Genomic DNA, 23027 nt, shown 5'->3' with positions numbered 1-23027 from the left:
CCGGGGAGACTGTAGATTCCCGCCAAACCCCTGGGCGTGGAGTCCGGCCTCAACCTCTGAGCCTGGATTCCCGCTGTAGCCCCTGAGCACCGAGAGCCGACTGAACGTGAAGCACGACTCCTTGCCGTCCCGGTCGGCGGTGCCCCCTACGGGAGCGACGGCGGTCGACGCCCCCGCCGCGACGGACACGGGGCCCGAACCCCTCGGCGGCGGCCTCAAGCAGCGCCACCTCACCATGCTCGGCCTCGGCGGCGTCATCGGCGCCGGCCTTTTCGTGGGGTCGGGGGCCGGGATCGAGGTCGCGGGGCCCGGCATCGTCCTCTCTTATCTGATCGCGGGCGCGCTCGCGATGTGCGTGATGCGGATGCTCGGCGAGATGTCCGCCGCGATGCCGGCGTCCGGCGCGTTCTCCGTACACGCCGAGCGGGCGCTCGGGCGGTGGGCCGGGTTCTCGGTCGGGTGGCTGTACTGGTTCCTGCTCGTCGTGGTGCTCGCCGTGGAGGCGACCGGCGCGGCCCGGATCGCCAACGAATGGGCGCCGGGCGTGCCGCAGTGGGCGTGGGTGCTCCTCTTCATGCTGTTCTTCACCGGCGCCAATCTCGCGGCCGTGAAGAACTTCGGCGAGTTCGAGTTCTGGTTCGCCGCCCTGAAGGTCTTCGCGATCGTCGCGTTCCTCGTCCTCGGGCTGCTCGCGATCTTCGGAGTCCTTCCCGACACCGATCCCGTCGGCTTCACACACCTCACCGGCGACGGCGGGTTCCTGCCGCACGGCTGGGACGGGGTCGTCTCCGGGGTGGTCGTGGTGCTCTTCGCGTTCGGCGGTCTGGAGATCGTGACGATCGCGGCGGCGGAGTCCGACGATCCGGTGCGCTCGGTGGCGCGGGCGGTGCGCAGCGCGGTCTACCGCATCCTCTTCTTTTACGTCGGTTCGATGCTGGTCATCGTGACGGTGCTGCCGTGGACGGCACAGAAGGCCGGTTTCAGCCCGTATGTCACGGTCCTGGACTCGATCGGCGTCCCGTCGGCCGGGACCCTCATGAACATCGTGGTGTTCGTGGCGCTGCTCTCGTCCCTGAACGCCAATCTGTACGGCTCCTCGCGCATGATCTTCTCCCTCGCCGAGCGCGGCGAGGCGCCGAAGGGACTGCTGAAGGTGTCGGGCGGCGGGGTGCCGCGGCATGCGGTGCTCGCCTCGGTGGCCTTCGGCTTCGTGTCCGTACTGCTGAATCTGAAGTGGCCCGAGTCCGTCTTCCTCTACATGCTCAACTCGGTGGGCGCCGCGCTGCTGTTCGTGTGGGGGCTGATCGCGGTGTCGCAGCTGCGGCTCCGGCGCCGCATCGAGCGCGAGGCACCGGAACGCCTCACCCTGCGGATGTGGTTCTTCCCCTGGCTCACGTGGGCCGCGCTCGCCGCGATGGCCGTGGTGATCCTGCTGATGCTCCGGGACGACGGGGCGCGGCCGCAGTTGCTGTGGTCGGCGGGCGCGACGGCGGCCGTGATCGCGGTGGCATGGGCGCGGGAGTGGCGGCAGCGGCGCCTGCGCACGCGTTCATGACGCTTATGTGTTCGTGATGTGAACAAATCTTCACCATGTGTGAGCGTCGTGTCCGTATACCGGTCAACTGTTCCCTGTGAGCGGTACGCGCGCTCAGACTGTGGCGCACTTCTCGCTCCCCGTCTCTGCTACTGAACAGGGCACGCCCATGTCTCGGACGTCCTTGCAGGACGCACCACCCAAGACCGACTCTCCCCTCGGACACGGTCTCAAGCAGCGCCATCTTTCGATGATCGCCCTCGGCGGCGTGATCGGCGCCGGGCTCTTCGTGGGCTCGGGGACGGCGATCGCCGCGGCCGGTCCCTCGATCATCCTGGCGTACGCGATCTCCGGCGCCCTGGTCATGCTCGTGATGCGCATGCTCGGCGAGATGGCCGCGGCCAACCCCGCGTCGGGCTCGTTCTCCGTGCACGCCGAGCGGGCCATGGGTCCGTGGGCCGGGTTCACCGCCGGCTGGTCGTTCTGGTTCCTGCTGTGCGTCGCCGTCGGCCTGGAGGGCATCGGCGCCGCGAAGATCGTGCACGGCTGGGTGCCGGGCGTGCCCGAGTGGGCCTGGGTCGCCCTGTTCATGCTGGTGTTCTGCGCCACGAACCTCGCGGCCGTGAAGAACTTCGGCGAGTTCGAGTTCTGGTTCGCCGCCCTGAAGGTCGGCGCGATCGTCCTCTTCCTCGGCATCGGCGTGCTCGCCATCATGGGCTGGCTCCCCGACACCGACGCGCCCGGCATGACCAACCTGACCGGACACGGCGGGTTCATGCCCAACGGCGTGGACGGCCTGATCGTGGGACTCCTGGCCTCCGTCTTCGCGTACGGCGGTCTGGAGACCGTCACCATCGCGGCGGCCGAGTCCGAGCACCCCGTCCAGGGCGTGGCCAAGGCCGTGCGCACGGCGATGTGGCGGATCGCGCTCTTCTACGTCGGCTCGATGGCCGTCGTCGTGACGCTGCTGCCGTGGACGGCCGAGGAGGTCGCCGCGAAGGGTCCGTACGTCGCCACGCTCGACCACCTCGGCATCGACGGCGCAGGACAGATCATGAACGTCGTCGTCCTGATCGCCCTGCTCTCCGCGATGAACGCCAACATCTACGGCGCGTCCCGCATGGCCAACTCCCTGGTGGAGCGCGGCCAGGGCCCGAAGGCGCTCGGCCAGCTCTACGGCGGCGTGCCCCGCATCGCCGTGCTGACCTCGTCGGTCTTCGGCTTCCTGTGCGTCCTGCTCAGCTACTGGCGGCCCGACGACATCTTCCAGTGGCTGCTCAACACCATCGGCGCGATCATCCTCGTGGTGTGGTTCTTCATCGCGACCGCGCAGTTGAGGCTGCGTAAGAAGCTGGAGCGCGAGTCGCCCGAGAAGCTCGTCGTGAAGATGTGGCTCTTCCCCTGGCTCACCTATGTGGCGCTCGCCGGGATGGCGACGGTGTTCGTCCTGATGGCCCGCGAGTCCGAGACCCGCACCCAGCTCTTCTACTCGGGCGGACTGACCCTGGTCCTCATGGCGGTCGGCTACGCCCTCCAGAAGGCGAGGGAGAACCGCGGCACCGGCCCGCGCGACGAGGAGACGGCGCCGCTCTCCTGACGCCCACGCGCCGCGCCCCTGCGACCAGCAGCCCCCGAAGGCCCCGCTCCCCCCTGTGGAGCGGGGCCTTCGGCCGTCCGTGGCACGGGTCCGTGGGTCCCCCGGCCTAGGACGAAGGGCTGATCAACTTCACCGTACTCCTGCTGCTAGCCTGCAGTTGCACATAGGTCGCAATAAAGAGGTGCGAGGCGGCGCCGCGCGACACGGCGCGGCACAGCACGCAGAGCACGTCGGAGGGCTCACTCATGGCCATTTACACGCTTCCTGAACTTCCGTACGACTACGCGGCGCTGGAGCCGGTGATCAACCCGCAGATCATCGAGCTCCACCACGACAAGCACCACGCCGCGTACGTGAAGGGTGCGAACGACACCCTGGAGCAGTTGGCGGAGGCCCGCGACAAGGAGTCGTGGGGCGCCATCAACGGCCTGGAGAAGAACCTGGCCTTCCACCTCTCCGGGCACATCCTGCACAGCATCTACTGGCACAACATGAACGGCCCGAAGGACGGCGGCGGCGGCGAGCCGACGGCCGCCGACGGCGTGGGCGAGCTCGCGGACGCCATCACCGAGTCCTTCGGCTCCTTCGCCAAGTTCAAGGCCCAGCTCACCAAGGCCTCCGCGACGACGCAGGGTTCGGGCTGGGGCGTCCTCGCCTACGAGCCGCTCAGCAACCGCCTGATCGTCGAGCAGATCTACGACCACCAGGGCAACGTCGGCCAGGGCTCCACCCCGATCCTGGTCTTCGACGCCTGGGAGCACGCCTTCTACCTGCAGTACAAGAACCAGAAGGTGGACTTCATCGAGGCCATGTGGCAGGTCGTGAACTGGCAGGACGTGGCGAAGCGCTACGAGGCCGCGAAGCAGCGCGTGAACAGCCTGCTGCTGGCTCCCTGATCTTCGCCTCGGGGGCCCTCGGGCCCCGCTGTACGTCCTGCCTCGTGATCGTCTTCTCAACCTTCATGCAGGCAGGCGGATGAACGAAAGGCCCCTCGCGAGGACGTGACTCGTGAGGGGCCTTTCGGTATGCGCGGTTCCGGCAGACAGTGACTCAATGACCGAGCCACGGCACCTGTCCTGCCGAACGTGCGGCACACGCGAGTCGCATCGGCCCTTGACCGTGAATCAGAAGGCCTGGCTCCGCGGAAAGCTCAAGGAGCTGTACGTGGAGGAGTACTGCATGTGCGCCAAGGGAACCTGCCGCAATGTGCGCACGTACAACACTGAGAGGTGCTGGCCGGATCCGCTGAAAATACCGCCCGGGATCGACTGAGCCTCAGTCGAAGATCGGGCCCTGCGTGCGCGTGCGCTTGATCTCGTAGAAGCCCGGCGTGGACGCGACCAGGAGCGTGCCGTCCCACAGGCGTGCAGCCGCTTCGCCCTTGGGGGCGGGGGTGACGACCGGGCCGAAGAAGGCGACCTGCTCGCCGTCGGCGCCGGGGACGGCGATGACGGGGGTGCCGACCTCCTGGCCGACCTTGTCGATGCCCTCGTTGTGCGAGGCGCGCAGCTCGGCCTCGTAGGGCGTGGAGTCCCAGTGGTCAAGGAGCGACGCGGGCAGGCCGACCTCCTTCAGGGCGCCGGCGACGGCCTCCTTCGTGGGGCCCTCGCCCTGGTTGTGGATGCGGGTGCCGAGCGCGGTGTAGAGGTCGCCGAGGACCTGGGCGCCGTGCTCCTGCTGTGCCGCGATGACCACGCGGACGGGGCCCCAGGCGTGGGTCGCGAGCATCTCGCGGTACTCCTCGGGCAGCTCGTCCAGTTTGTTCTCGTTGAGGACGGCGAGGCTCATCAGGTGCCACTGGACCTCGATGTCGCGCACCTTCTCGACTTCGAGCACCCAGCGCGAGGTCATCCAGGCCCACGGGCACAGCGGGTCGAACCAGAAGTCGACCGGGGTCTTGCCGCTCGCAGCGTTCTCGGACATGTCTCTCCCTAAGGAATCCGTTCGGGGATCTGGCCGGGGAACGTCGGGGCTGTGCCGGGGCATTCCCCGATGTCCGCCGAACTGGGCGCATGCGAGGATCAGAGGCGTTCGGACGAGTCATGCGATCCATGGACGAGTCATGCGAGCCATACGCGAGCCACAAGGGAGTGCAGCCCGTGCCCGGTGAGAATCTGTCCCGCGACGAGGCCCAGGAGCGGGCCGCGCTGTTGTCCGTCGAGGGGTACGAGGTCTTCCTCGACCTCCGCTCGGCGGTGGGAGACAGCGACGGCGGCGAGGGGACGCCGCGCACGTTCCGGTCGGTGACGACCCTGCGCTTCCGCTGCGCGGAGCCGGGTGCCACGAGCTTCGCCGATCTGATCGCGCCGAGCGTGACGGCCGTGTCCCTCAACGGCAAGGACCTGGACCCCTCGGAGGTGTTCGACGGCGCCCGCATCGCCCTGGAGGACCTGCGCGAGGAGAACGAGCTGGTGGTGGACGCCCAGTGCGCCTACAGCCGCACGGGCGAGGGCATGCACCGCTTCGTCGACCCCGAGGACGGCGAGGTCTATCTCTACACGCAGTACGAGCCCGCGGACTCCCGCCGCGTCTTCGCCAACTTCGAACAGCCCGACCTCAAGGCCCCCTTCCGCTTCTCCGCGCAGGCGCCGGAGGGCTGGACGGTGTGGAGCAACGGGGTCGGTGAATTGGCCGACGGTGTCTGGCAGTTCGCCGAGACCAAGCCGATCTCCACGTACATCACGGCCGTCGTCGCGGGGCCCTACCACTACGTGACGGACTCCTACGAGCGCGTCTTCGAGGACGGCACGCGCCTGGAGATCCCGCTCGGCGCGATGTGCCGCAAGGGCCTGGCCAAGCACTTCGACGCGGACGACGTCTTCCTCGTCACCAAGCAGGGCCTGGACTTCTTCCACGACAACTTCGACTACCCGTACCCCTTCGGGAAGTACGACCAGGCCTTCGTCCCCGAGTACAACCTCGGCGCGATGGAGAACCCGGGCTGCGTCACGTTCCGCGAGGAGTTCATCTTCCGCGGCAAGGTCACCCAGGCGTCGTACGAGCGCCGGGCCAACGTCATCCTGCACGAGATGGCGCACATGTGGTTCGGCGACCTCGTCACCATGCGGTGGTGGGACGACCTGTGGCTCAAGGAGTCCTTCGCCGACTTCATGGGCTCCTTCTCGATGGTCGAGGCGACGCGCTTCACCAGCGGCTGGATCACCTTCGCCAACAACCGCAAGGCCTGGGCCTACCGCGCGGACCAGCTCCCCTCCACCCACCCCGTCACGGCCGACATCCGCGACCTGGAGGACGCCAAGCTCAACTTCGACGGGATCACGTACGCCAAGGGCGCCTCGGTCCTCAAGCAGCTCGTGGCCTACGCGGGTCGTGACGCCTTCCTGGAGGGCGCCCGCCGCTACTTCAAGCGGCACGCGTACGGCAACACCCGCCTCGGCGACCTGCTCTCCGTCCTGGAGGAGACCAGCGGCCGGGACATGACGGCCTGGTCGCGGGCGTGGCTGCAGACCGCGGGCGTCAACTCCCTGACCCCGCAGGTCACCTTGAACGCGGAGGGCCGCGTCACGGAGCTGGCCGTGGTGCAGGAGGCCGCCGCGTCGGCTGCATCTGAACATGCGGCTCCGCCGCGTGGCGAACTGCGCCCGCACCGCGTGGCGGTGGGCCTGTACCGCCGCGAGGCCGGCGAACTCGTGCGGTACGCCCGCGCGGAGGTCGACGTCGAGGGCCCGCGGACCACGGTCGCCGAGCTCGCCGGGGCCGAGGCGCCGGAGCTGGTCCTGGTCAACGACGACGACCTGACGTACTGCAAGATCCGCTTCGACGAGACGTCGCTCGCCACCCTCCGCGACCACCTCGGGGACATCACGGACCCGCTGGCCCGCGCGCTGTGCTGGTCGGCGCTGTGGAGCCTCACGCGGGACGCGCTCATGCCCGCGCGGGACTTCATCGACCTCGTGCTGCGCTTCGCGGGCAAGGAGTCCGACATCGGCGTGCTCCAGATGCTGCACGCCTGGGCCAGCTCCGCCCGCACGCACTACGCCGCGCCCGACTGGCGCGAGGAGGGCGGCACGGCGCTCGCCCAGGGCGCCCTGCGGGAGCTGCGCCTGGCCGATCCCGGCAGCCAGCACCAGCTCACCTGGGCGCGGTTCTTCGCCTCGGTGGCGTCGTCGGCGGCCGATCTCCAGCTCCTCCAGGGGCTGTTGGACGGCACGGCGAAGATCGACGGCCTCGATGTGGACCAGGAGCTGCGCTGGGCGTTCCTCGGCGCGCTCGCGGTGCACGGCACGGCGGACGAGCAGGCGCTGGCCGCCGAGCTGACCAGGGACGACACGGCGTCCGGCAAGCGGCACCAGGTCCGCTGTCTGGCGGCACGGCCGTCGGCGGCGGTGAAGGCGCAGGCGTGGGCGTCCGTGGTGGAGTCGGACGCGCTGTCCAACGCGCTGGTGGAGGCCACCATCGCGGGCTTCCAGCAGCCCTCGCAGCGCGAGCTGACGACTGCGTACGCGGAGAAGTACTTCGCGGTGATCGAGCGGGTGTGGGCCGAGCGTTCCATCCAGATCGGCATGGACGTGGTGCGGGGCCTGTTCCCGCACCTTCAGGACGGCCAGGAGACGCTGGACGCGGCGGACGCATGGCTCGGCGCGCACGAGCAGGCGCCGCCCGCGCTGCGCCGCCTGGTCCTGGAGGCCCGGGACGACCTGGCGCGGTCGCTGCGGGCGCAGGCCTGCGACGCGGCCGCGAGCCTCGCCTGAGGGGTGCGGTTGGGCCTGGGGGCGCCGCTGCCCCCTGGGCCCGCTCGTCGCGCTGCGCGCTGGTCTTCAAAGCGGCGCGCCGCGGTGCTTGTTCTCAGAGCATCGCGCTGCGCACTCGTCCTCAAACGCCGGACGGGCTGTTCCTGGCCCGCCCGGCGTCTGGGGAAGAGCGCTTACGGTGCGTCAGCCGATCTGTGCCCCGTAGCGGGACAGGGCGTCGGTGACCGGGGCGAAGAACGTCTGGCCGCCGCTGGAGCAGTTGCCGCTGCCGCCGGAGGTGAGGCCGAGGGCGCTGTTGCCGGCGAACATCGCGCCGCCGCTGTCGCCGGGCTCGGCGCAGACGTTGGTCTGGATGAGGCCGTTGACGGTGCCCTGCGGGTAGCTGACGGAGACGTTGAGCCGCTGGACGGAGCCGCCGTGCAGCTTCGTGGTGCTGCCGCTGCGCTGTACCTGCTCGCCGACGACGGCCGTGCGGGCGCCGGTGATCTGCTGGGCGCCGCCGTTGTAGAGGTTGACCTCGCTCGGGTGCGCGACGCTCGCGGTGTACTTGACGATCGCGTCGTCACGGCCGGGGAAGCCGTAGTCCTCGGCGGTGCCGATGGCCGAGCCGCCCTGGCTCTCCGACCAGGTGGTGCCGGCGAGGGCGGCGCAGTGACCGGCGGTGAGGAAGTACGGCTGGCCGTTCTTCACCACGTTGAAGCCCAGCGAGCAGCGGCCGCCGGAGGCGTAGATGGCGTCGCCGCCGCGGATGAGCGTCGTGAACTTTCCGGCCGTGCGCTTGAGGACGGCCTTGCCGTCCTGGGCGGCGACGTCCCTCTTCAACTGCGCGAGGGCCGCGCCCTTGACGGTGCTGTCGGCGGTGACGACGACCTTGTTGGTGCGGGGGTCCACGCCGCGTGAGGTGCCGGGCACCGCGCTCTCGCCGAGGTCCTTCTGTACGGCCTTGAGCTGGGCCTGGGAGTTCTCGACCAGCCTGGCCTCGGCACCGGACGCGCGGACCTTGTCGGCCGCGGCGCCGTCGAGGACGTTGACGACGAGCTTCTTCGCCGCCGCGTCGTAGTAGGTGCCGGCGGCGCTGTTCTTGAGGTCGGCGGACAGGGAGTCCGCGAGCTTGCTCGCCGCCGACGAGGTGAGGGTGTCCGGGGTCGGGGCGGGCGTGGCGGCGCTGGCGTTCGCCATCGTCAGGGTGCCGGCTACCAGCGCGGCGACACCGATTCCGGTGAGGGTCAGACGTCGCCTGTTCGCTCGTTGGGTGCTCACTCAGTACCTCCATGGGGGGATGGACCGCTCAAGTGGGGTGCGGTCCTTGGGAGTTACCGGTGCCTGGCGCGGACGCGCCTCAGGGATGGCCCGAATTACGTCGCGTCCATGCCAAACATCGCGCCGAGTATGACAACGGTGTCCGCCGCCCACAAGAGGGCATCCAGAGGGCGGCAGCCATCCCCGCACGCCCCCCGACGCACGCCCGCACCCCCCGCACTTACCCCGAACCAGCCATTTTCGGCTCTCGAACGCCCGTACTTTAGGGCGGGGTTGTCCGGTTTTGTCGACAGGACTGTAACGGCGGTTAGAGGCCCGGTCCGGCGCGGGAATGGCCCCGTCATGAACCACAACACCCCACTCTCCCCCCGCCCCCTGTGCCACTTGACCACCTCCCAGCGCCGCGTCATGAGCGCCGCCCAACTCCGCGAGCACGGCGTCTCCGGCGCCACCACCACCGCCCACTGCCGGCCCGGCGGCCCCTGGCAGCAACTGCTCCCCGGCGTCTTCCTGCTCCACCCGGGCCCGCCGACCAGCGAGGAGCGGCTGCACGGCGTGCTCCTGTACGCGGGCCGCCCGCCCGCCAAGGAGGCCAGGTCGGTCCCCGCGCAGCCCGGCCCCGGCGAACAGCACGCCGCGTACGCGGACGCGATGATCACCGGGCTCGCCGCCCTCGCGCTGCACCGCTTCTCCTCCGCGCCCCCGCTGCTCTCCCTGGACCGCATCGACGTCCTGGTGCCCCGCACCCGGCGGCTGCGCTCCACCGGCTGCGCCCGTCTCGTCCGCGGCCACACCCTGCCGACTCCCCAGCAGGTCACCGGACTTCCCGTGGTCCCGGTGCCGCGCGCGCTCGCCGACGCCGTGGCGCAGCTCGCCGAGGCGAGCGCGGTCCGGCGGCTGCTCACCGAGGCGGTGCGCGGCGGACACTGCGAACCAGCGGCCGTCGTACGGGAGTTGAACAACGCGCGGCTGCTGACCCGGCCGCACGTCGTGGACGCCGTGGACTCACTGCTCGCGGAAGGGCGGGCGATCGCGGAGGACCGCCTGTACGCGCTGATCCGCGAGCACGGGCTGCCCGAGCCGCTGTGGAACGTCGACCTGCGGCTGCCCGGCGGCCCGCACCTGGGCGGCGTGGACGCCTACTGGCCCGAGCACGCGGTCGCCGTCGAGCTCGACACACGGGCGCCGCGCCAGGGTGAGGACGGTTTCGGCTCGTCCCTCTCCGACCGGAGCCGGGAGCTGGGGGAATGGTCCGAGTACGCCCGTAAACGCGAGCACTTGGAACGGCTCGGCATCACCGTCGTACACATCACTCCGAAGAAGCTCCGCGACGGGGCGGAGCAGCAGGCCACGGTCGTGCGGACGGCGCTGATGGCGGCGGCCGACCGGGACCCGGCGGCGTATGTCGTGGTGCTGCCCAGGTAGCAGCCCATGGCATGCGGCGCAGGAGGGGAGTGCGGGGGCGGAACCCTGGACGGCGGGGCTCCGCCCCCGCACGCATGCGGGCAGCACGCAGGCTACTGGGGGCAGAACTCCGCTTGCATGATCCGGTCCTGGCCGCCCGCCCAGTCGCCGTTGAAGTTGAAGGTGAGCGCGTGGCGGCCGTCGGTCGTGGTCAGCGCGAGGGACAGGGAGCCGTGGATGCCGCCGCCGTGGCCCCAGACGACCGTGCCGCAGCGGAGCTTCAGCCGCAGCAGGCCGAGGCCGTAGCGGCCGCCGCCCGCTTCGTCGCCGTCGGCCGGGACGGTCCGCTTCATCTCGGCGAGCTGCTTCTTCGGCAGCAGGCGGCCGCGCAGCAGGGCCGAGTAGAAGCGGTTGAGGTCCGCCGCGTCCGAGATCATCTCGCCCGACGCGCCCGCGGCGGACGGGTTCAGCTCCGTCACGTCGTACGTACGTCCTTCCGGCTTCTTGGACGCCTTGGACAGCTCGGACAGCTTCGAGTACGCGCGCGAACTCGGGCCGGGGACCGTGGAGTTGGTGCCGGGCACGGAAGTGGCGCGCAGGCCGATGGGCTCGATGACGCGGCGGCGGATCTCGTCGCCGTACGGGTGTCCCGTGGCCTTCTCGATGATCAGGCCGGCGAGCAGGTAGTTGGTGTTGGAGTAGCGCCAGCCCTTGCCGGGCGCGAAGTCCGGCTTGTGGCGCATGGCCACCGCCACGAGTTCGCGCGGGGTCCAGGTGCGGTGGCGGTGCTTGAGGAACTCCGGCGTGAAGTACATGCGTACGACGCCCGGGTCGTCGGTGTAGTCGTAGATCCCGCTGGTGTGGTTGAGGAGTTGGCGCACGGTGATCCTGTCGCCGTCGTGGCCGTGGCCCGCGACCACGCCGGGCAGCCACTGGCCCACCCTGTCGTCCAGGTCGAGCTTGCCCTCCGCCTCCAACTGCAGCACAACCGTCGCCACGAAGGTCTTGGTGATGCTGGCGGCGCGGAAGCGGTCGTGGGCGCCGCGCGGGGTGTGCTCGCGCAGGTCGCCGATGCCTGAAGCGGCGTTCCAGGGGCCGCGGTTGTCGCGTGCCTGCGCGGTGACGCCGGGGATGCCGCCGCGTACGGCGGCGTCGATGGCGGCGCGGGTGCGGGCGTGGCCATGGTCGGGGGAGGCGGCCGCCGGGGCGGCCAGGGCCCCCGCGGCCACGGCCACCACGACGGCCGCGCGGGCCAGTGACCTCCGCACCGGGCCGCGCTGCCTTCCGATCAGCCTTGTCTCATCGCTCATGACGCCCTCCTCCTGTGTCGGCTGTCCTGGCGAACGACGCCGAGCCCGCAAGGTCCCGGAGGAGGTGCGACGGTCGAGTGGCTTTCAGCCCTTCCGGAGGACGAGTTCCGTGTTGCGGTCCTCCGGGTCGCCGCCCAGTGTGGGCTTGGCGCCCGGGGCGTTGAACGCCAGCTCGCGGTAGAGCGCGGCGAGGCCGGTCTGGGACAGGTCGGCGAAGTCCGTGCGGTGCGGGGCGGCGGACTCGATGAGGGTGGTGAACAGGGAGAGCGTCCCGTCGTGGTTGTCGACCAGCTCGATCACCCGGGCGAGCTGCGGGAAGTCGATGTGCGACGCCGTGGACACCTCCCAGAAGGAGCCGTGTTCGGTGTGGTGCGGGGTGATCGCGTTCTTGTGGCTGTGGCCGTTCACCCAGGCGAGCACCGAGCGGTGCCGGCCGAGGAGGGCCGCGACCTCGTCGCCGCCGTGCCGGGACTCGCGCGGGTGGTGGGGGTCGGTGCGCAGGTTCCGCATGGACTTGCTGGTGTGGTGGCTGAAGACGATGACGTACGAGGCGTCGCCGCTCTTCTCCACCTCGATCAACTTCCGCTCCAGCCAGCGCAGTTGGGCGGTGCCGAGGGAGCCCTCGTAGTGGCCGCCCGGGTCGGTGGTGTCCAGGCTGATGCCCACGACGTCGTCGGTGATGCGGAAGGAGTAGTACTGGGTGCGGTCCGCCAGGTTCTCCTGGGTGTAGCCGTGGCCGACGGGGCCGCGGCCCGCGTGCGCGGGGTCGAGGTGGGCCTTGACGTACTCGGCGGGGGTGAAGGGGGCGCGGCCTTCGTCCGGGGTGACCGAACGCATGCGTCGCGACTCGGACTTCATCACTTCCTTGAAGACGGCGCCCTTCGGGTCGTTGCCCTTCTTGACGTTCTTCCACAGGGCCGCGCCGCGCGCCTCGTCGAGGGACATCAGCTTCTTGCCGCCGACGGCGAACTCGCTGAAGTACGAGTCGCCGGGGGCGTAGCAGCCGCCGGGCAGGCCATCGTGGTTGCCGACCGTGGAGTACCACGGCAGGTTCAGTCCCGGGCTGTTGACCTCGCGGATCGCGGCGTCCAGGAAGCCGTGCAGGTGCGGGAAGCCGGCGTTCTTGTCGGCGTCGCGCAGGGCCGCGTCCGGCTGCCAGTAGAGCTTCAGGCCGCTGTCCTGTACGCCCTCGTAGCGGCGCGGGTCGCCGGAGTTGGGGGTGATGCGGCCGCCGCTCATCACCTTCAGGAACCAGCCCAGCTCGTTACGGGAGTTGTTGTCGGTGTTGTCGCCCGTCGTCATCACGAAGTGCAGGGGCGCGCCGGTGGCGGGTGCGCCGCGCAGGCCGTTGACCTGCTCGACCAGTGAGACGGCGCCCGCCACGGACAGGGCCTCCTGCGGGCGCCAGGCGCTGGCCGTCTGGGCGCGCAGGTACTCGTAGCGGAGGGGGTGTTGTACGTCCACCAGGTGCAGGTCGGTGAACTGGACGAACGCGGCGAGCGGGGTGCGGCGGGACTCGCGGCCCGGCTTGGCCGGGGCCAGGTCCGTGCGGACGACGCGGTCCCAGGCGGGGCCGTCGCCGAGGCGGCGGTAGCCATCGGTGCCGCGGGGGGCCGAGACCGTGGCGAGGGTGGTGCCCGAGCGGTACGGGGCAAGGGGGGCGGAGGGGGCCCTGCGGGACATCGGGACCGGGGCGGCGGCGGCCTGCGCGGGGGCGGCCTTCCCGGAGCCCGCTCCTGGGCCCAGGGCGTATCCGATGCCCGCGGAGAGGGAGACGGCGCCGGTCGCCGCGAGGAACGCGCGGCGGTTCACCGTGGAGACGACGGACGTGGTGGCGGAGGTGGTGGCGGTGGCCGCCGTGGTGGCGACAGAGCGTATGCGCGACATGGCGCGGTCTCCCCGAGTGCGAACGCGTCGGCAGTGGTCGCGGGAGGCCCGGGCGTGGTTCGCCGGCGGACTTCCCGCTCGTACTGGATCGTTGGCAGTGGGGGTGGCCTGCGCGTTAACGTCGCCACAACGCGCAGCGCCGATCACCGTAAGTGGATCTGGGACGGCGCTGCGTGTGCATGCTTTGCTCTTTGGGGGGTGGGGAGGGGGTCACTCCGTGTTCATTTGCCGGGGTAGGGGGCCCTGCCGGGAGCTCCCCGCTGCGTCCATTGGCGCGCTCCGCGCGCGGGCACCCCTTCCCGAAACCCGGGGCTACGGCAAGTGGCCTGTGGGTGGGCGGGCTTGCCAGAGGGCCAGGCCGATGTCGACGAGGCTGACTCGGTCGAGGGTGGGGACGTCGGTGAGGGGGTGCCAGGCTGCTTGGTCCGTCGAGCCCGACGTTTCGTGGCGGAGGGTGCCGCCGGTCACTCGGCCCTCGTAGACGATGCGTACGCCGTGGAAGTCGGCGACCGCCCCGAGGCGTCGGGGGTAGCGGCGACGCAGGGAGTCGACGCCCAGGAGGGCGACGGGCTCCACCGCGTAGCCGGTCTCCTCGTCCGCCTCCCGGATCACCGTGTCGTACGGATCCTCCCCGTGGTCCATCCCACCCCCGGGCAGCGTCCACCGCTTGCTGCCGTCCCCCGCCACCCACCGGGCGAGCAGCACGGACCCGTCGCGTACGCATACGGCGTAGGCCGCCACCCGGAGTTCCTTGTGCACGGGCCGACGTTAGACCCCGTACACGAGATAGGCACGTCCCGTTACCGAGAGGGCGCGTGGCCGCCGAGTCCCGTTATGGGGCATCTTGTTCCCGATGGCGTATGGCGGAAGTACGCCACCGGCGCATCCCGTCCCGGGCAACTCTCCCCAAACAGGCACCCCTTACGTAAGGCTGAGCGGTCATCCGGCCCCGTATTCCGGACCCTTCCCCCCAGGGGAGACCCCATCGCTGCACCGGCTCGACCAGCCGGTCTTACGTACAGGGATGCTGATGACCCTCGATCCACGACGTGCGCCGATATCCGGTGCGAGACCCGGCGACCCCGCGGCCCGCGGCGTCCGCCGCACCGCCCGTCTCGCCACCGCGATAGGCGTGGCCGCCGCCCTGAGCGCGGCGGCCCCGCTCCCGCTGGCCTTCGCCGCCGACACCCCCTCCCCCGTTCCGTCCGCCGCGGCTCCCAAGGCCCCCAAAGACACAGCAGCCAAGCTCGGCCCCGCGGACGCCGAACTCCTCGCCGACGCCAAGGCGGACGGCGACAAGACCGTCACGATGATGGTCGCCACCGAGCCCGGCTCGACCGAGCAGGTCGCCGAGCAGCTCGACGCAGTCAAGGGCGGCTCCGTGGGCCGCACCTACGACAAGCTCGGCTATGTGCGGGCCGCCGTCCCGACCGCCCGCGCCGACGCCGCCATCAAGGCCGCCTCGAAGCTCTCCTCCGTGCACGCCATCGACCTGCGGCACGAGATCAAGCTGGACGACCCGAGGCCCCAGAGCCCGAAGGGCGCCAAGTCCGCGCAGGGCCGCGCCGCCTACCCGGCGCCGGACAAGAACACGCCCGCCAAGAACCCGTACAACCCGTCCTTCGAGACGGGCGCCGTCGACTTCGTGAAGAAGAACCCGAAGGCCGACGGCCGCGGCATCACCATCGGCGTCCTCGACTCGGGCGTCGACCTCGGCCACCCGGCGCTGCAGAAGACGACGACCGGCGAGCGCAAGATCACCGACTGGGTGACGGCGACCGACCCGATCGTCGACGCGGACGGGACCTGGCGGCGGATGACGAATCCGGTGTCCGGGCCCGCGTTCACCTTCGACGGTGATTCGTGGAAGGCCCCCGCGGGCGCCTACCAGATCAGCCGCTTCCGTGAGGCCGCGACGGCCGGTGGCGACGCCAAGGGCGACCTGAACCGGGACGGGGACACCACCGACACCTGGGGCGTCCTGTACGACCCGGCCGCCGGCACCGTCCGCGTCGACCTGAACGACAACAAGGACTTCGGCGACGACGCGCCGATGAAGCCCTACGGCAAGGACCACCAGGTCGCCTACTTCGGCAAGGACGACCCGGCGACCGACGTCGCCGAGCGCGTGCCGTTCGTCGTGGAGATCCGCAAGGACGTACCGACGGACCCCTACGGCGGCGACTGGGTCGGCAAGAAGGCCGACTTCGTGAACATCGGCCTCATCGAGTCCGAGCACGGCACGCACGTCGCGGGCATCACCGCCGCCAACAAGCTGTTCGGCGGCAAGATGAACGGCGCCGCCCCCGGCGCCAAGCTGGTGTCCTCGCGCGCCTGCACCTGGACCGGCGGCTGCACCAACGTCGCGCTCACCGAGGGCATGATCGACCTCGTGACGAAGCGCGGCGTCGACATCGTCAACATGTCGATCGGCGGCCTGCCCGCGCTCAACGACGGCAACAACGCGCGCGCCGAGCTGTACAAGCGCCTCATCGACACCTACGGCGTGCAGCTGGTGATCTCGGCCGGCAACTCGGGCCCCGGCGCCAACACCGTCGGCGACCCCGGCCTCGCCGACCACGTCATCTCCGTGGGCGCGGCCATCTCCAAGGACACCTGGGCCGCCAACTACGGCTCCGAGGTGACGAAGAAGTACGGCATGTTCCCGTTCTCCTCGCGCGGCCCGCGTGAGGACGGCGGCTTCCAGCCCCTGGTGACCGCGCCGGGCTCGGCCATCAACACCACGCAGACCTGGCTGCCGGGCGGCCCGGCGGCCGAGGCGGGCTACCAACTGCCCGCCGGCTACTCGATGCTGCAGGGTACGTCGATGTCGTCGCCGCAGGCCGCGGGCGCGTCCGCGCTGCTGCTCTCCGCCGCGAAGCAGAAGCGCGTCGAGCTGTCCCCGGCGAAGCTGCGCACCGCGCTCACCTCGACCGCGCACCGCATCCCCGGTGTGCAGGCCTACGAGCAGGGCACCGGCCGCATCGACATCATGGACGCCTGGGACGCCGTCAAGGGCGGCGCCAAGGCCCACGAGTACACGGTCAAGGCGCCCGTCGACACGGCCCTGGAGCAGGAGCTGAAGAAGCCCGGCACCGGCCTGTACGACCGCGAGGGCGGCCTGAAGGCGGGCGAGAAGAAGACGTACAAGGTGACGATCACGCGTACGTCGGGCCCGACCCGTCCGGTGCTGCACAAGCTGGGCTTCGCCAACAACCACGACAGCACGTTCCGCCTCCTCGGCGACGAGAAGGTGTTCCTGCCGCTGAACAAGGCCGTGACCGTCAAGGTGCAGGCCAAGCCGAAGGCGGCGGGCCTGTCCAGCGCCGTCCTGAAGGTGAACGACCCGCGCACCCGCGGCACCGACCACCAGATCATGACCACGGTGGTCGTCGCCAAGGACCTCGCCAAGCCGTCCTTCACCTTCTCGGCGTCCGGCTCGGTGCAGCGCAACTCCACCAAGTCGTACTTCGTGACGGTCCCCAAGGGCGCGAAGACCCTTGAGGTCGCGCTCGGCGGTCTGAAGGAGAAGAGCCAGACGCGGTTCATCTCCATCCACCCGTACGGTGTCCCGGCGGAGTCGACGTCCTCGCTGGTCTGCTACCCGGACTTCCCGAACCCGGACAACACCTGCCGCCCCGACCTGCGTTCGTACGCGAACCCGACGCCGGGCGTCTGGGAGATCGAGGTCGAGTCGCGCCGTACGTCGCCGGTGCTCGACAACCCGTTCAAGCTGGACGTCGCCGCGCTGGGTGTGACCTTCGCCCCGGCCACCCAGAAGGTCGCGGAGGCCAAGGCCGGCCAGGCCGCGCCCGTCACCTGGAAGGCGACGAACAACTACGCCGCCGTGGACGGCAAGCTGAAGGGCGGCACGCTGGGCTCGGCCGCCACCAAGCGTCCCACCATCAAGCAGGGTGAGAAGCAGACCTCCACGGTCGAGGTGCCCGCGGGCGCCGAGCGGCTCGACGTGGCGATCGGCTCCACCGCCGACAGCGCCGCCGACCTGGACCTGACGGTCCTCAAGGACGGCGTTCCTGTGGGCAGTTCGGCGGACGGCGACTCCGAGGAGTCGGTGAGCGTCGCCAAGCCGGCCGCGGGCACGTACACCATCGAGGTCGCGGGCTACTCCATCCCGTCGGGCTCGACCGCGTACGACTACCGTGACGTGTTCTTCGCCTCCTCGCTCGGCCGCATCAAGGTCGACGAGACGAAGACGGTCAAGCTCGCCCCCGGTGCCTCCGCCGACGTCTCGGCCGAGGTCGTCGCGGACGCGCCCACCGCCGAGGGGCGGGTGCTGTTCGGCGAGGTGAACCTCCTGAACGCGCGCGGCTCCGTCGCGGGCACGGGCAGCGTGACGGTGGAGAAGGTCACGCCGTAGCCGTGACGCTTCGCTGATTCCGGCATGACGACATGACGATGGGGGCGGGCACCAAGTGCCCGCCCCCATCTGTGTGTTCAGCCGGTCTACCCGTTCAGGCGGACCGCGTTCAGCCCCTCAGCGACCTGAGGTCGTGCGCGTACGTGCCCACCGCGTGCGCGATCACGTCGATGTTCGTCGCGAAGATCTTCCGGTCGATGTTCTTCAGCGTGTCGCCCGCCGCGTGGTAGTTCGGGTCGTACGGCTGACCGGCCTTGCCGCCCGCCTTAGCCGCCTGCTCCTCGGTCTTCAGGCCCTCGGCGCCGGTGAAGGTGCCGCCCGCGGGGATGCCGTTGGCGATGAACGCGCCGTAGTCCGAGCGGCCGTCGAAGTCGGTGCCCCAGTGCGGGACCTTCTTCTTGTCGAGGAAGCCGTTGATCAGGCCCTCGATCTGCGCGGAGCCCTTCGGACCCGGGCCCGAGCCGGTGTTGTCGGAGTTGTCGCCGTCGTAGACGAGCTCCGCACCGTTCGGCGAGCCGATCATGTCGAAGTTCAGGTACAGCTTGATGTTCTTCTTCTGCTTCGCCGTCAGCGTCTTGACGTAGTGGTCCGAGCCGAGCAGGCCCAGCTCCTCGGCCGACCACCAGGCGAAGCGGACCTTGTTGGTCAGCTTCTTGCCGCCCTTGGTCTCCTTGGCGAGCTTCTCGGCGACCTCGATCAGACCGGCCGAGCCGGAGCCGTTGTCGTTGATGCCGGGGCCCTCGTGCACCGAGTCGAGGTGCGCGCCGAGGCCCACCACGCGGTCGGCGCGGCCGCCGCGGGTCTCCGCGATGACGTTGCGGGTCTTGTGCGGGATCGCCTTGGTGGCGACGTCCACGGAGAGCTTGACCTCGCCCTTGGCGACCTGCTCGGCCAGCTTCTCGCCCTCGGCCTTGCTGATGCCGACGGCGGGGATGTGCGCGTTCTCCGGGACCTCCAGGTTGCCCTTGACGGGCTGGTCGCCGGAGTGGTTGTAGAGCACGAGGCCGATGGCGCCCGCCTTGGTCGCGGCGGCCTCCTTCTCGGCGAAGGTGCAGGCGCCGCGCTTCACCAGGGCGATCTTGCCGGTGAAGGTGTCGGACGTGTAGTCGTCGGCCTCGCAGCCCGGGGTTTCGTCGACGCGGGCGGCGGCGACCGCGGCCTGGACGCCGCCCTCGGGCGTGGACTTGCTGAAGTCGAACGCCACGGCGTTCAGCTTGCGCGCCTCGGGCGAGAGCACGGCGGCGCCCTCGCGCAGGGTCTGCGACTCGTAGAACGTGAAGTCCTGGTACGAGACCTTGTAACCGGCCTTCTTCAGGCGGTCGTACACGTACTTCGTGGACGCCTTGTGGCCCTTGGTGCCCGCGGCGCGGTTGCCGCCGTTGGCGTCGGCTATCTCCTGGAACTTCTCCAGGTGGCGGTAGGCGCTCTTGCCGGTGGACTTCTTCACCAGCTTCTTGGCCAGCTTCTGCGCCTTCTCGCCCTGGCCCGCGTGGTGCTCGGCGGGGCGGGGGGCGTCCTGCGCGCCGGCCGGGGCGGCGGCGGCGAACAGGAGGGGGGCGGCGACGGCCGCGCTGAGCAGGGCGGCGGCCGTGGTCCGGCTGCGGGGTGCGCGCACGGAGGTCCTTCCATGGGTGGTCGGTGTGCGCCGGTGATCTTCGTGATCGGTCGGTCCGTACGTGGTCGCGTACGTGGTCAGGCACGCGATCCGTACGTCGATGATCACCGGCGAGCGGTGGAAGGAACGTAGCCCGGCGAAACCGCAGTTCAGAAGGTTCGTCGGGGGTCGCAACCGCGCCTTCACGCACTTGTCACCGGAACTCAGTAATCCGCCTTCGACCGGAAGGCCGCGCTCCGCTGCCGCCCGGCCTCAGCGCTGCGGCTACCGCCCGGCTCAGCACTTCAGCCCGCGCGACCCCGGAAGCGCCTTCTCGATCCACTCGCGGTCCCTGGCGAGCTGCTTGCCCGTCGACCAGAGGTCGGGCGTCGCCTCGCCCTTGTCGAACCCGAGCAGGACGCGGTCCCCGGTCCGCAGCCGCGGGTCCACGTCGGCGTTCATGGGGAACGTGATCCTCTCCGGCCCCTTGGCGGGCTTGTAGCGGCGGGACACATCGAGCGTGATCCGGTCCCGGGTGCCGCCGGGCTGCGACTCGACGCTCCGTACGGTGCCCTCGACGACGAGGCGCATGCACGCGACGGTGGCCTCGGGCGACCGGCTGTCGTGGGCGGTGTCGCCCGGCTCCTTGCCGTTCTCGGCGGACTCCTGGTCGTCGGTGAGGCTCGGCGCGCCCTTCGCGCTGTCCGCGTCGCCCCCCATGTCACTCCCGCTCTCCACACCCAGCCAGACCACACCGCCGAGCATCCCGACGCCGAGCACGGCGGCGAGGACGAGGACGGCACGGCGGCGGGCGGCGCCGGGCCGCCGGTAGGGGACGGCTGCGGGCAGCGACGGCGGGCCCGGCCTCGGTGCGGGCTTGGATCCCGGCTTCCGCTGCGGCTTCGGGGCCGGTGGCCCGCCGTCCGGTGTGGGGGTCGCCTGTGGTCCCATGCCCTCCGTACGCCGCGCCAGCGCGTCCCCCACGATCCTGAGCTGCTCCCGCAGCAGCGCGACGTCGGCGACGGCCGCCGCGTGCTCGGCCATGAAGCGCTCGTCGGCGTGCGCCCCCTCGGGCACCGGGGTGTCCGTGACCGCCAGCGTCAGCGCGTCGACGGCGTCGTACGGCTCCTCGTGCGCCACGGTCACACCACCTCTCCCTCGTGCAGCCGCGTGCGCAGCACCCGTACGGCCGCGTGCAGCCTGCTCTTGACCGTGCCCTCCGGGATGCCCAGTTCATCCGCTATGTCCCGGACGGGCAGGTCGGCGTAGAAGCGCAGGACGACGACCTGCCGCTGGTTGTCCGGCAGCTCGTCGAGGCCCTGGGCCACGGCGAGCGAGAGCACGCGCGACTCGGCGCCGTCCTCCTCGCGCTCCCCGGGGCGCAGCGCGGCCAGCCGCTCGCCGAGACGTTCCTGGCGGCGCCGGGCGCGGTGGAAGTCCATGGCCCAGTTCGAGGCGACCACCGCGGCCCACGCGGACACGTCGCGCGGCGCCTGCTGCCCCTTGGCCGACCGCTCCAGGAGCCGCAGCCTGACCTGCTGCACGCCGTCCTGGAGCTCCCCGTGCGGCACTCCCCCGAGCGACAGGACGGCCCGCACCCGGTCCTCCTGGGCCGGGTCGAGCGGATCGGCCGCGTCGGTGTGGCGCGGCACCCGCGATTTTCTGCGCAGCAATGCCCTCCCCCTCCTGCGTTTCCCCTACGACGCGGCTGGGGGCGAAAACGTTCGCCGCACCCGCCGGGAAGTGTCGCGCCCGGGGGGCCGGGGAGCGTCGCGGCCCACGACCGGGGAGTGTGGCGTCCCGCACCTCGGACAATGGATTGGACAAGTCGGTCGTGGACAGACGCATCATGGAACGGCAGCGGCACCCGTCGCCACGCCGTCGCCTCGCGCAACTACGGAGGAAATCCCTGTGAAGGTCGGAATCGTCGGAGCCACCGGTCAGGTCGGCACGGTCATGCGCAAGATCCTCGCCGAGCGGAAGTTTCCCCTCGACGAGCTGCGCCTGTTCGCCTCGGCCCGCTCGGCCGGCTCGGTCCTGGACGGCGTGACGGTCGAGGACGCCTCGACGGCCGACTACACGGGCCTGGACATCGTCCTGTTCTCCGCGGGCGGCGCCACGTCCAAGGCGCTCGCCGAGAAGGTCGCCGCGCAGGGCGCCGTGGTGATCGACAACTCCTCGGCCTGGCGCCGCGACCCCGACGTACCGCTGGTCGTCTCCGAGGTGAACCCGCACGCGATCGCGGACCGCCCCAAGGGCATCATCGCGAACCCGAACTGCACGACGATGGCCGCGATGCCGGTCCTCAAGCCGCTGCACCTGGAGGGCGAGCTGACCTCGCTGGTCGTCGCCACCTACCAGGCGGTGTCCGGCTCCGGGCTCGCGGGCGTGGACGAGCTGTTCGAGCAGGTCAAGAAGGTCGGCGACGACGCCCCGAAGCTGACGCACGGCGGCGACCAGGCCGAGTTCCCGAAGCCGGACAAGTACGTCGCGCCGATCGCGTACAACGTCCTGCCGCTGGCGGGCTCGATCGTCGACGACGGTCTGAACGAGACCGACGAGGAGCAGAAGCTCCGCCACGAGTCCCGCAAGATCCTGGAGATCCCCGGCCTCAAGGTGTCCGGCACCTGCGTCCGCGTGCCCGTCTTCACCGGCCACTCCCTCCAGGTGAACGCCCGCTTCGCGCGCCCGCTTTCGCCGGAGCGCGCCACCGAGATCCTGTCCGCGGCCGAGGGCGTCGTCCTCACCGACGTGCCGACGCCGCTGGGCGCCGCGGGCCGCGACGAGTCCTTCGTGGGCCGCATCCGCGGCGACGAGACCGTGGAGAACGGCCTCGCGTTCTTCATCTCCGACGACAACCTGCGCAAGGGTGCCGCGCTGAACGCGGTGCAGATCGCGGAGCTGGTGGCGGCGGAGCTGTCGGGCTCCTGAGGCGCGTGGCCCCGGCGAGGGACCGGCACGGCTCCGACGCGGCCCCTGTGGGCGTAAACCCGCTGGTCGCAGGGGATCGTTTCACCAGCCACGGATGAGTGAAACGGCGCATGCTTCCCGGGCGCGCCCGGGCAGTACTTCGGTGCATCAACCGCACCACGAACAAGGGAAGTTCATGCGCCGTATCGCTGCCGTGGCCACCATGGCCCTCGGAACCCTCGCCCTCGCCGGTGCGCTCGCCGCACCGGCGAGCGCCGTCCCGGACCCCGTAGCCACCGTCGACTGCCTGGCCCAGGCCGCCGGGGACGTGACAAGCCTCGTCGACCCCGCAAGCCCGGGTGTGCCCGCCGAGGTCCCGGGCGTCGCCTGCCTGGCCCCCTGACCTGACGCTCTCAGGCCCGGGACACCACCGCGCCCGTA

Annotated in this window: 17 protein-coding genes; 9 read left to right on the top strand and 8 right to left on the bottom strand. The window is 70.7% G+C overall.

Translation table 11 applies throughout. The features are described from left to right. The first annotated feature begins 235 nt into the window (after positions 1 to 235). From IEY91_RS33500 to IEY91_RS33485, 4 genes are all read left to right on the top strand, one after another. Positions 236 to 1555, top strand: coding sequence for an amino acid permease (locus IEY91_RS33500; protein WP_229697403.1), 1320 nt, complete (start codon positions 236 to 238; stop codon positions 1553 to 1555). 148 nt (positions 1556 to 1703) lie between these two features. Then, on the top strand, positions 1704 to 3131 hold the full coding sequence (locus tag IEY91_RS33495) for an amino acid permease (protein WP_189176864.1): 1428 nt from the start codon (positions 1704 to 1706) through the stop codon (positions 3129 to 3131). Between the two features lie 245 nt (positions 3132 to 3376). Beyond that, positions 3377 to 4027 (top strand): superoxide dismutase, encoded by a 651-nt coding sequence (locus IEY91_RS33490; protein WP_164325020.1) that lies wholly within the window; start codon positions 3377 to 3379, stop codon positions 4025 to 4027. A 217-nt stretch (positions 4028 to 4244) separates the two neighbouring features. Next, complete coding sequence (locus IEY91_RS33485) at positions 4245 to 4403, top strand: hypothetical protein (RefSeq protein ID WP_229697395.1); 159 nt, start codon at positions 4245 to 4247, stop codon at positions 4401 to 4403. A 3-nt stretch (positions 4404 to 4406) separates the two neighbouring features. Here IEY91_RS33485 and IEY91_RS33480 read toward each other — a convergent pair whose 3' ends face one another. Next, on the bottom strand, positions 4407 to 5054 hold the full coding sequence (locus IEY91_RS33480) for a mycothiol-dependent nitroreductase Rv2466c family protein (protein WP_164325018.1): 648 nt from the start codon (positions 5052 to 5054) through the stop codon (positions 4407 to 4409). Between the two features lie 176 nt (positions 5055 to 5230). Here IEY91_RS33480 and pepN point away from each other — a divergent pair, with 176 nt between their 5' ends. Continuing rightward, on the top strand, positions 5231 to 7843 hold the full coding sequence (gene pepN / locus IEY91_RS33475; RefSeq protein ID WP_189176863.1) for an aminopeptidase N: 2613 nt from the start codon (positions 5231 to 5233) through the stop codon (positions 7841 to 7843). A gap of 183 nt (positions 7844 to 8026) precedes the next feature. Here pepN and IEY91_RS33470 read toward each other — a convergent pair whose 3' ends face one another. Beyond that, positions 8027 to 9103: a S1 family peptidase gene (locus IEY91_RS33470; protein WP_189176862.1), complete on the bottom strand. Its 1077-nt coding sequence runs from the start codon at positions 9101 to 9103 to the stop codon at positions 8027 to 8029. A 342-nt stretch (positions 9104 to 9445) separates the two neighbouring features. Here IEY91_RS33470 and IEY91_RS33465 point away from each other — a divergent pair, with 342 nt between their 5' ends. Then, complete coding sequence (locus tag IEY91_RS33465) at positions 9446 to 10528, top strand: hypothetical protein (protein ID WP_189176861.1); 1083 nt, start codon at positions 9446 to 9448, stop codon at positions 10526 to 10528. 92 nt (positions 10529 to 10620) lie between these two features. On the opposite strand, the gene IEY91_RS33460 is transcribed toward IEY91_RS33465, so the two are convergent. The 3 genes from IEY91_RS33460 to IEY91_RS33450 form a co-directional block, all read right to left on the bottom strand. Continuing rightward, positions 10621 to 11817, bottom strand: a complete 1197-nt coding sequence (locus IEY91_RS33460) for a serine hydrolase domain-containing protein (RefSeq protein WP_189176860.1) — start codon at positions 11815 to 11817, stop codon at positions 10621 to 10623. A gap of 84 nt (positions 11818 to 11901) precedes the next feature. Continuing rightward, a complete protein-coding gene (locus IEY91_RS33455; RefSeq protein WP_229697394.1) occupies positions 11902 to 13704 on the bottom strand; it encodes a TIGR03767 family metallophosphoesterase in 1803 nt (600 codons plus the stop codon). A gap of 312 nt (positions 13705 to 14016) precedes the next feature. Beyond that, positions 14017 to 14463 (bottom strand): NUDIX hydrolase, encoded by a 447-nt coding sequence (locus IEY91_RS33450; RefSeq protein ID WP_164325011.1) that lies wholly within the window; start codon positions 14461 to 14463, stop codon positions 14017 to 14019. A 271-nt stretch (positions 14464 to 14734) separates the two neighbouring features. On the opposite strand from IEY91_RS33450, the gene IEY91_RS33445 reads away from it, so the two are divergent. Next, positions 14735 to 18082, top strand: a complete 3348-nt coding sequence (locus IEY91_RS33445) for a S8 family serine peptidase (RefSeq protein ID WP_189176859.1) — start codon at positions 14735 to 14737, stop codon at positions 18080 to 18082. A 109-nt stretch (positions 18083 to 18191) separates the two neighbouring features. On the opposite strand, the gene IEY91_RS33440 is transcribed toward IEY91_RS33445, so the two are convergent. The 3 genes from IEY91_RS33440 to IEY91_RS33430 all read right to left on the bottom strand — a co-directional run bounded on the left by IEY91_RS33440 (position 18192) and on the right by IEY91_RS33430 (position 21349). Further along, a complete protein-coding gene (locus IEY91_RS33440) occupies positions 18192 to 19697 on the bottom strand; it encodes a M28 family metallopeptidase (protein ID WP_189176858.1) in 1506 nt (501 codons plus the stop codon). A 276-nt stretch (positions 19698 to 19973) separates the two neighbouring features. Beyond that, positions 19974 to 20822, bottom strand: coding sequence for a hypothetical protein (locus tag IEY91_RS33435; RefSeq protein ID WP_189176857.1), 849 nt, complete (start codon positions 20820 to 20822; stop codon positions 19974 to 19976). Continuing rightward, positions 20819 to 21349, bottom strand: coding sequence for an RNA polymerase sigma factor (locus IEY91_RS33430; protein ID WP_164325003.1), 531 nt, complete (start codon positions 21347 to 21349; stop codon positions 20819 to 20821). The genes IEY91_RS33435 and IEY91_RS33430 overlap by 4 nt, the downstream gene beginning before the upstream one ends. A 238-nt stretch (positions 21350 to 21587) precedes the next feature. On the opposite strand from IEY91_RS33430, the gene IEY91_RS33425 reads away from it, so the two are divergent. Together IEY91_RS33425 and IEY91_RS33420 are read left to right on the top strand one after the other, a co-directional pair. Further along, positions 21588 to 22607, top strand: coding sequence for an aspartate-semialdehyde dehydrogenase (locus tag IEY91_RS33425; RefSeq protein WP_164325001.1), 1020 nt, complete (start codon positions 21588 to 21590; stop codon positions 22605 to 22607). 175 nt (positions 22608 to 22782) lie between these two features. Then, positions 22783 to 22989 carry a hypothetical protein gene (locus tag IEY91_RS33420; RefSeq protein ID WP_164324999.1) on the top strand — a complete coding sequence of 69 codons (207 nt, stop codon included), beginning with the start codon at positions 22783 to 22785 and terminating at the stop codon, positions 22987 to 22989. The last annotated feature ends 38 nt before the right edge of the window (positions 22990 to 23027 follow it).

The sequence above is a fragment of the Streptomyces lasiicapitis genome, from assembly GCF_014646335.1.
Taxonomy (GTDB): Bacteria; Actinomycetota; Actinomycetes; order Streptomycetales; family Streptomycetaceae; genus Streptomyces; species Streptomyces lasiicapitis.
The sequence above is the reverse complement of the archived record's forward strand: the minus strand, read 5'-3'. Positions and strand labels throughout refer to the sequence as shown.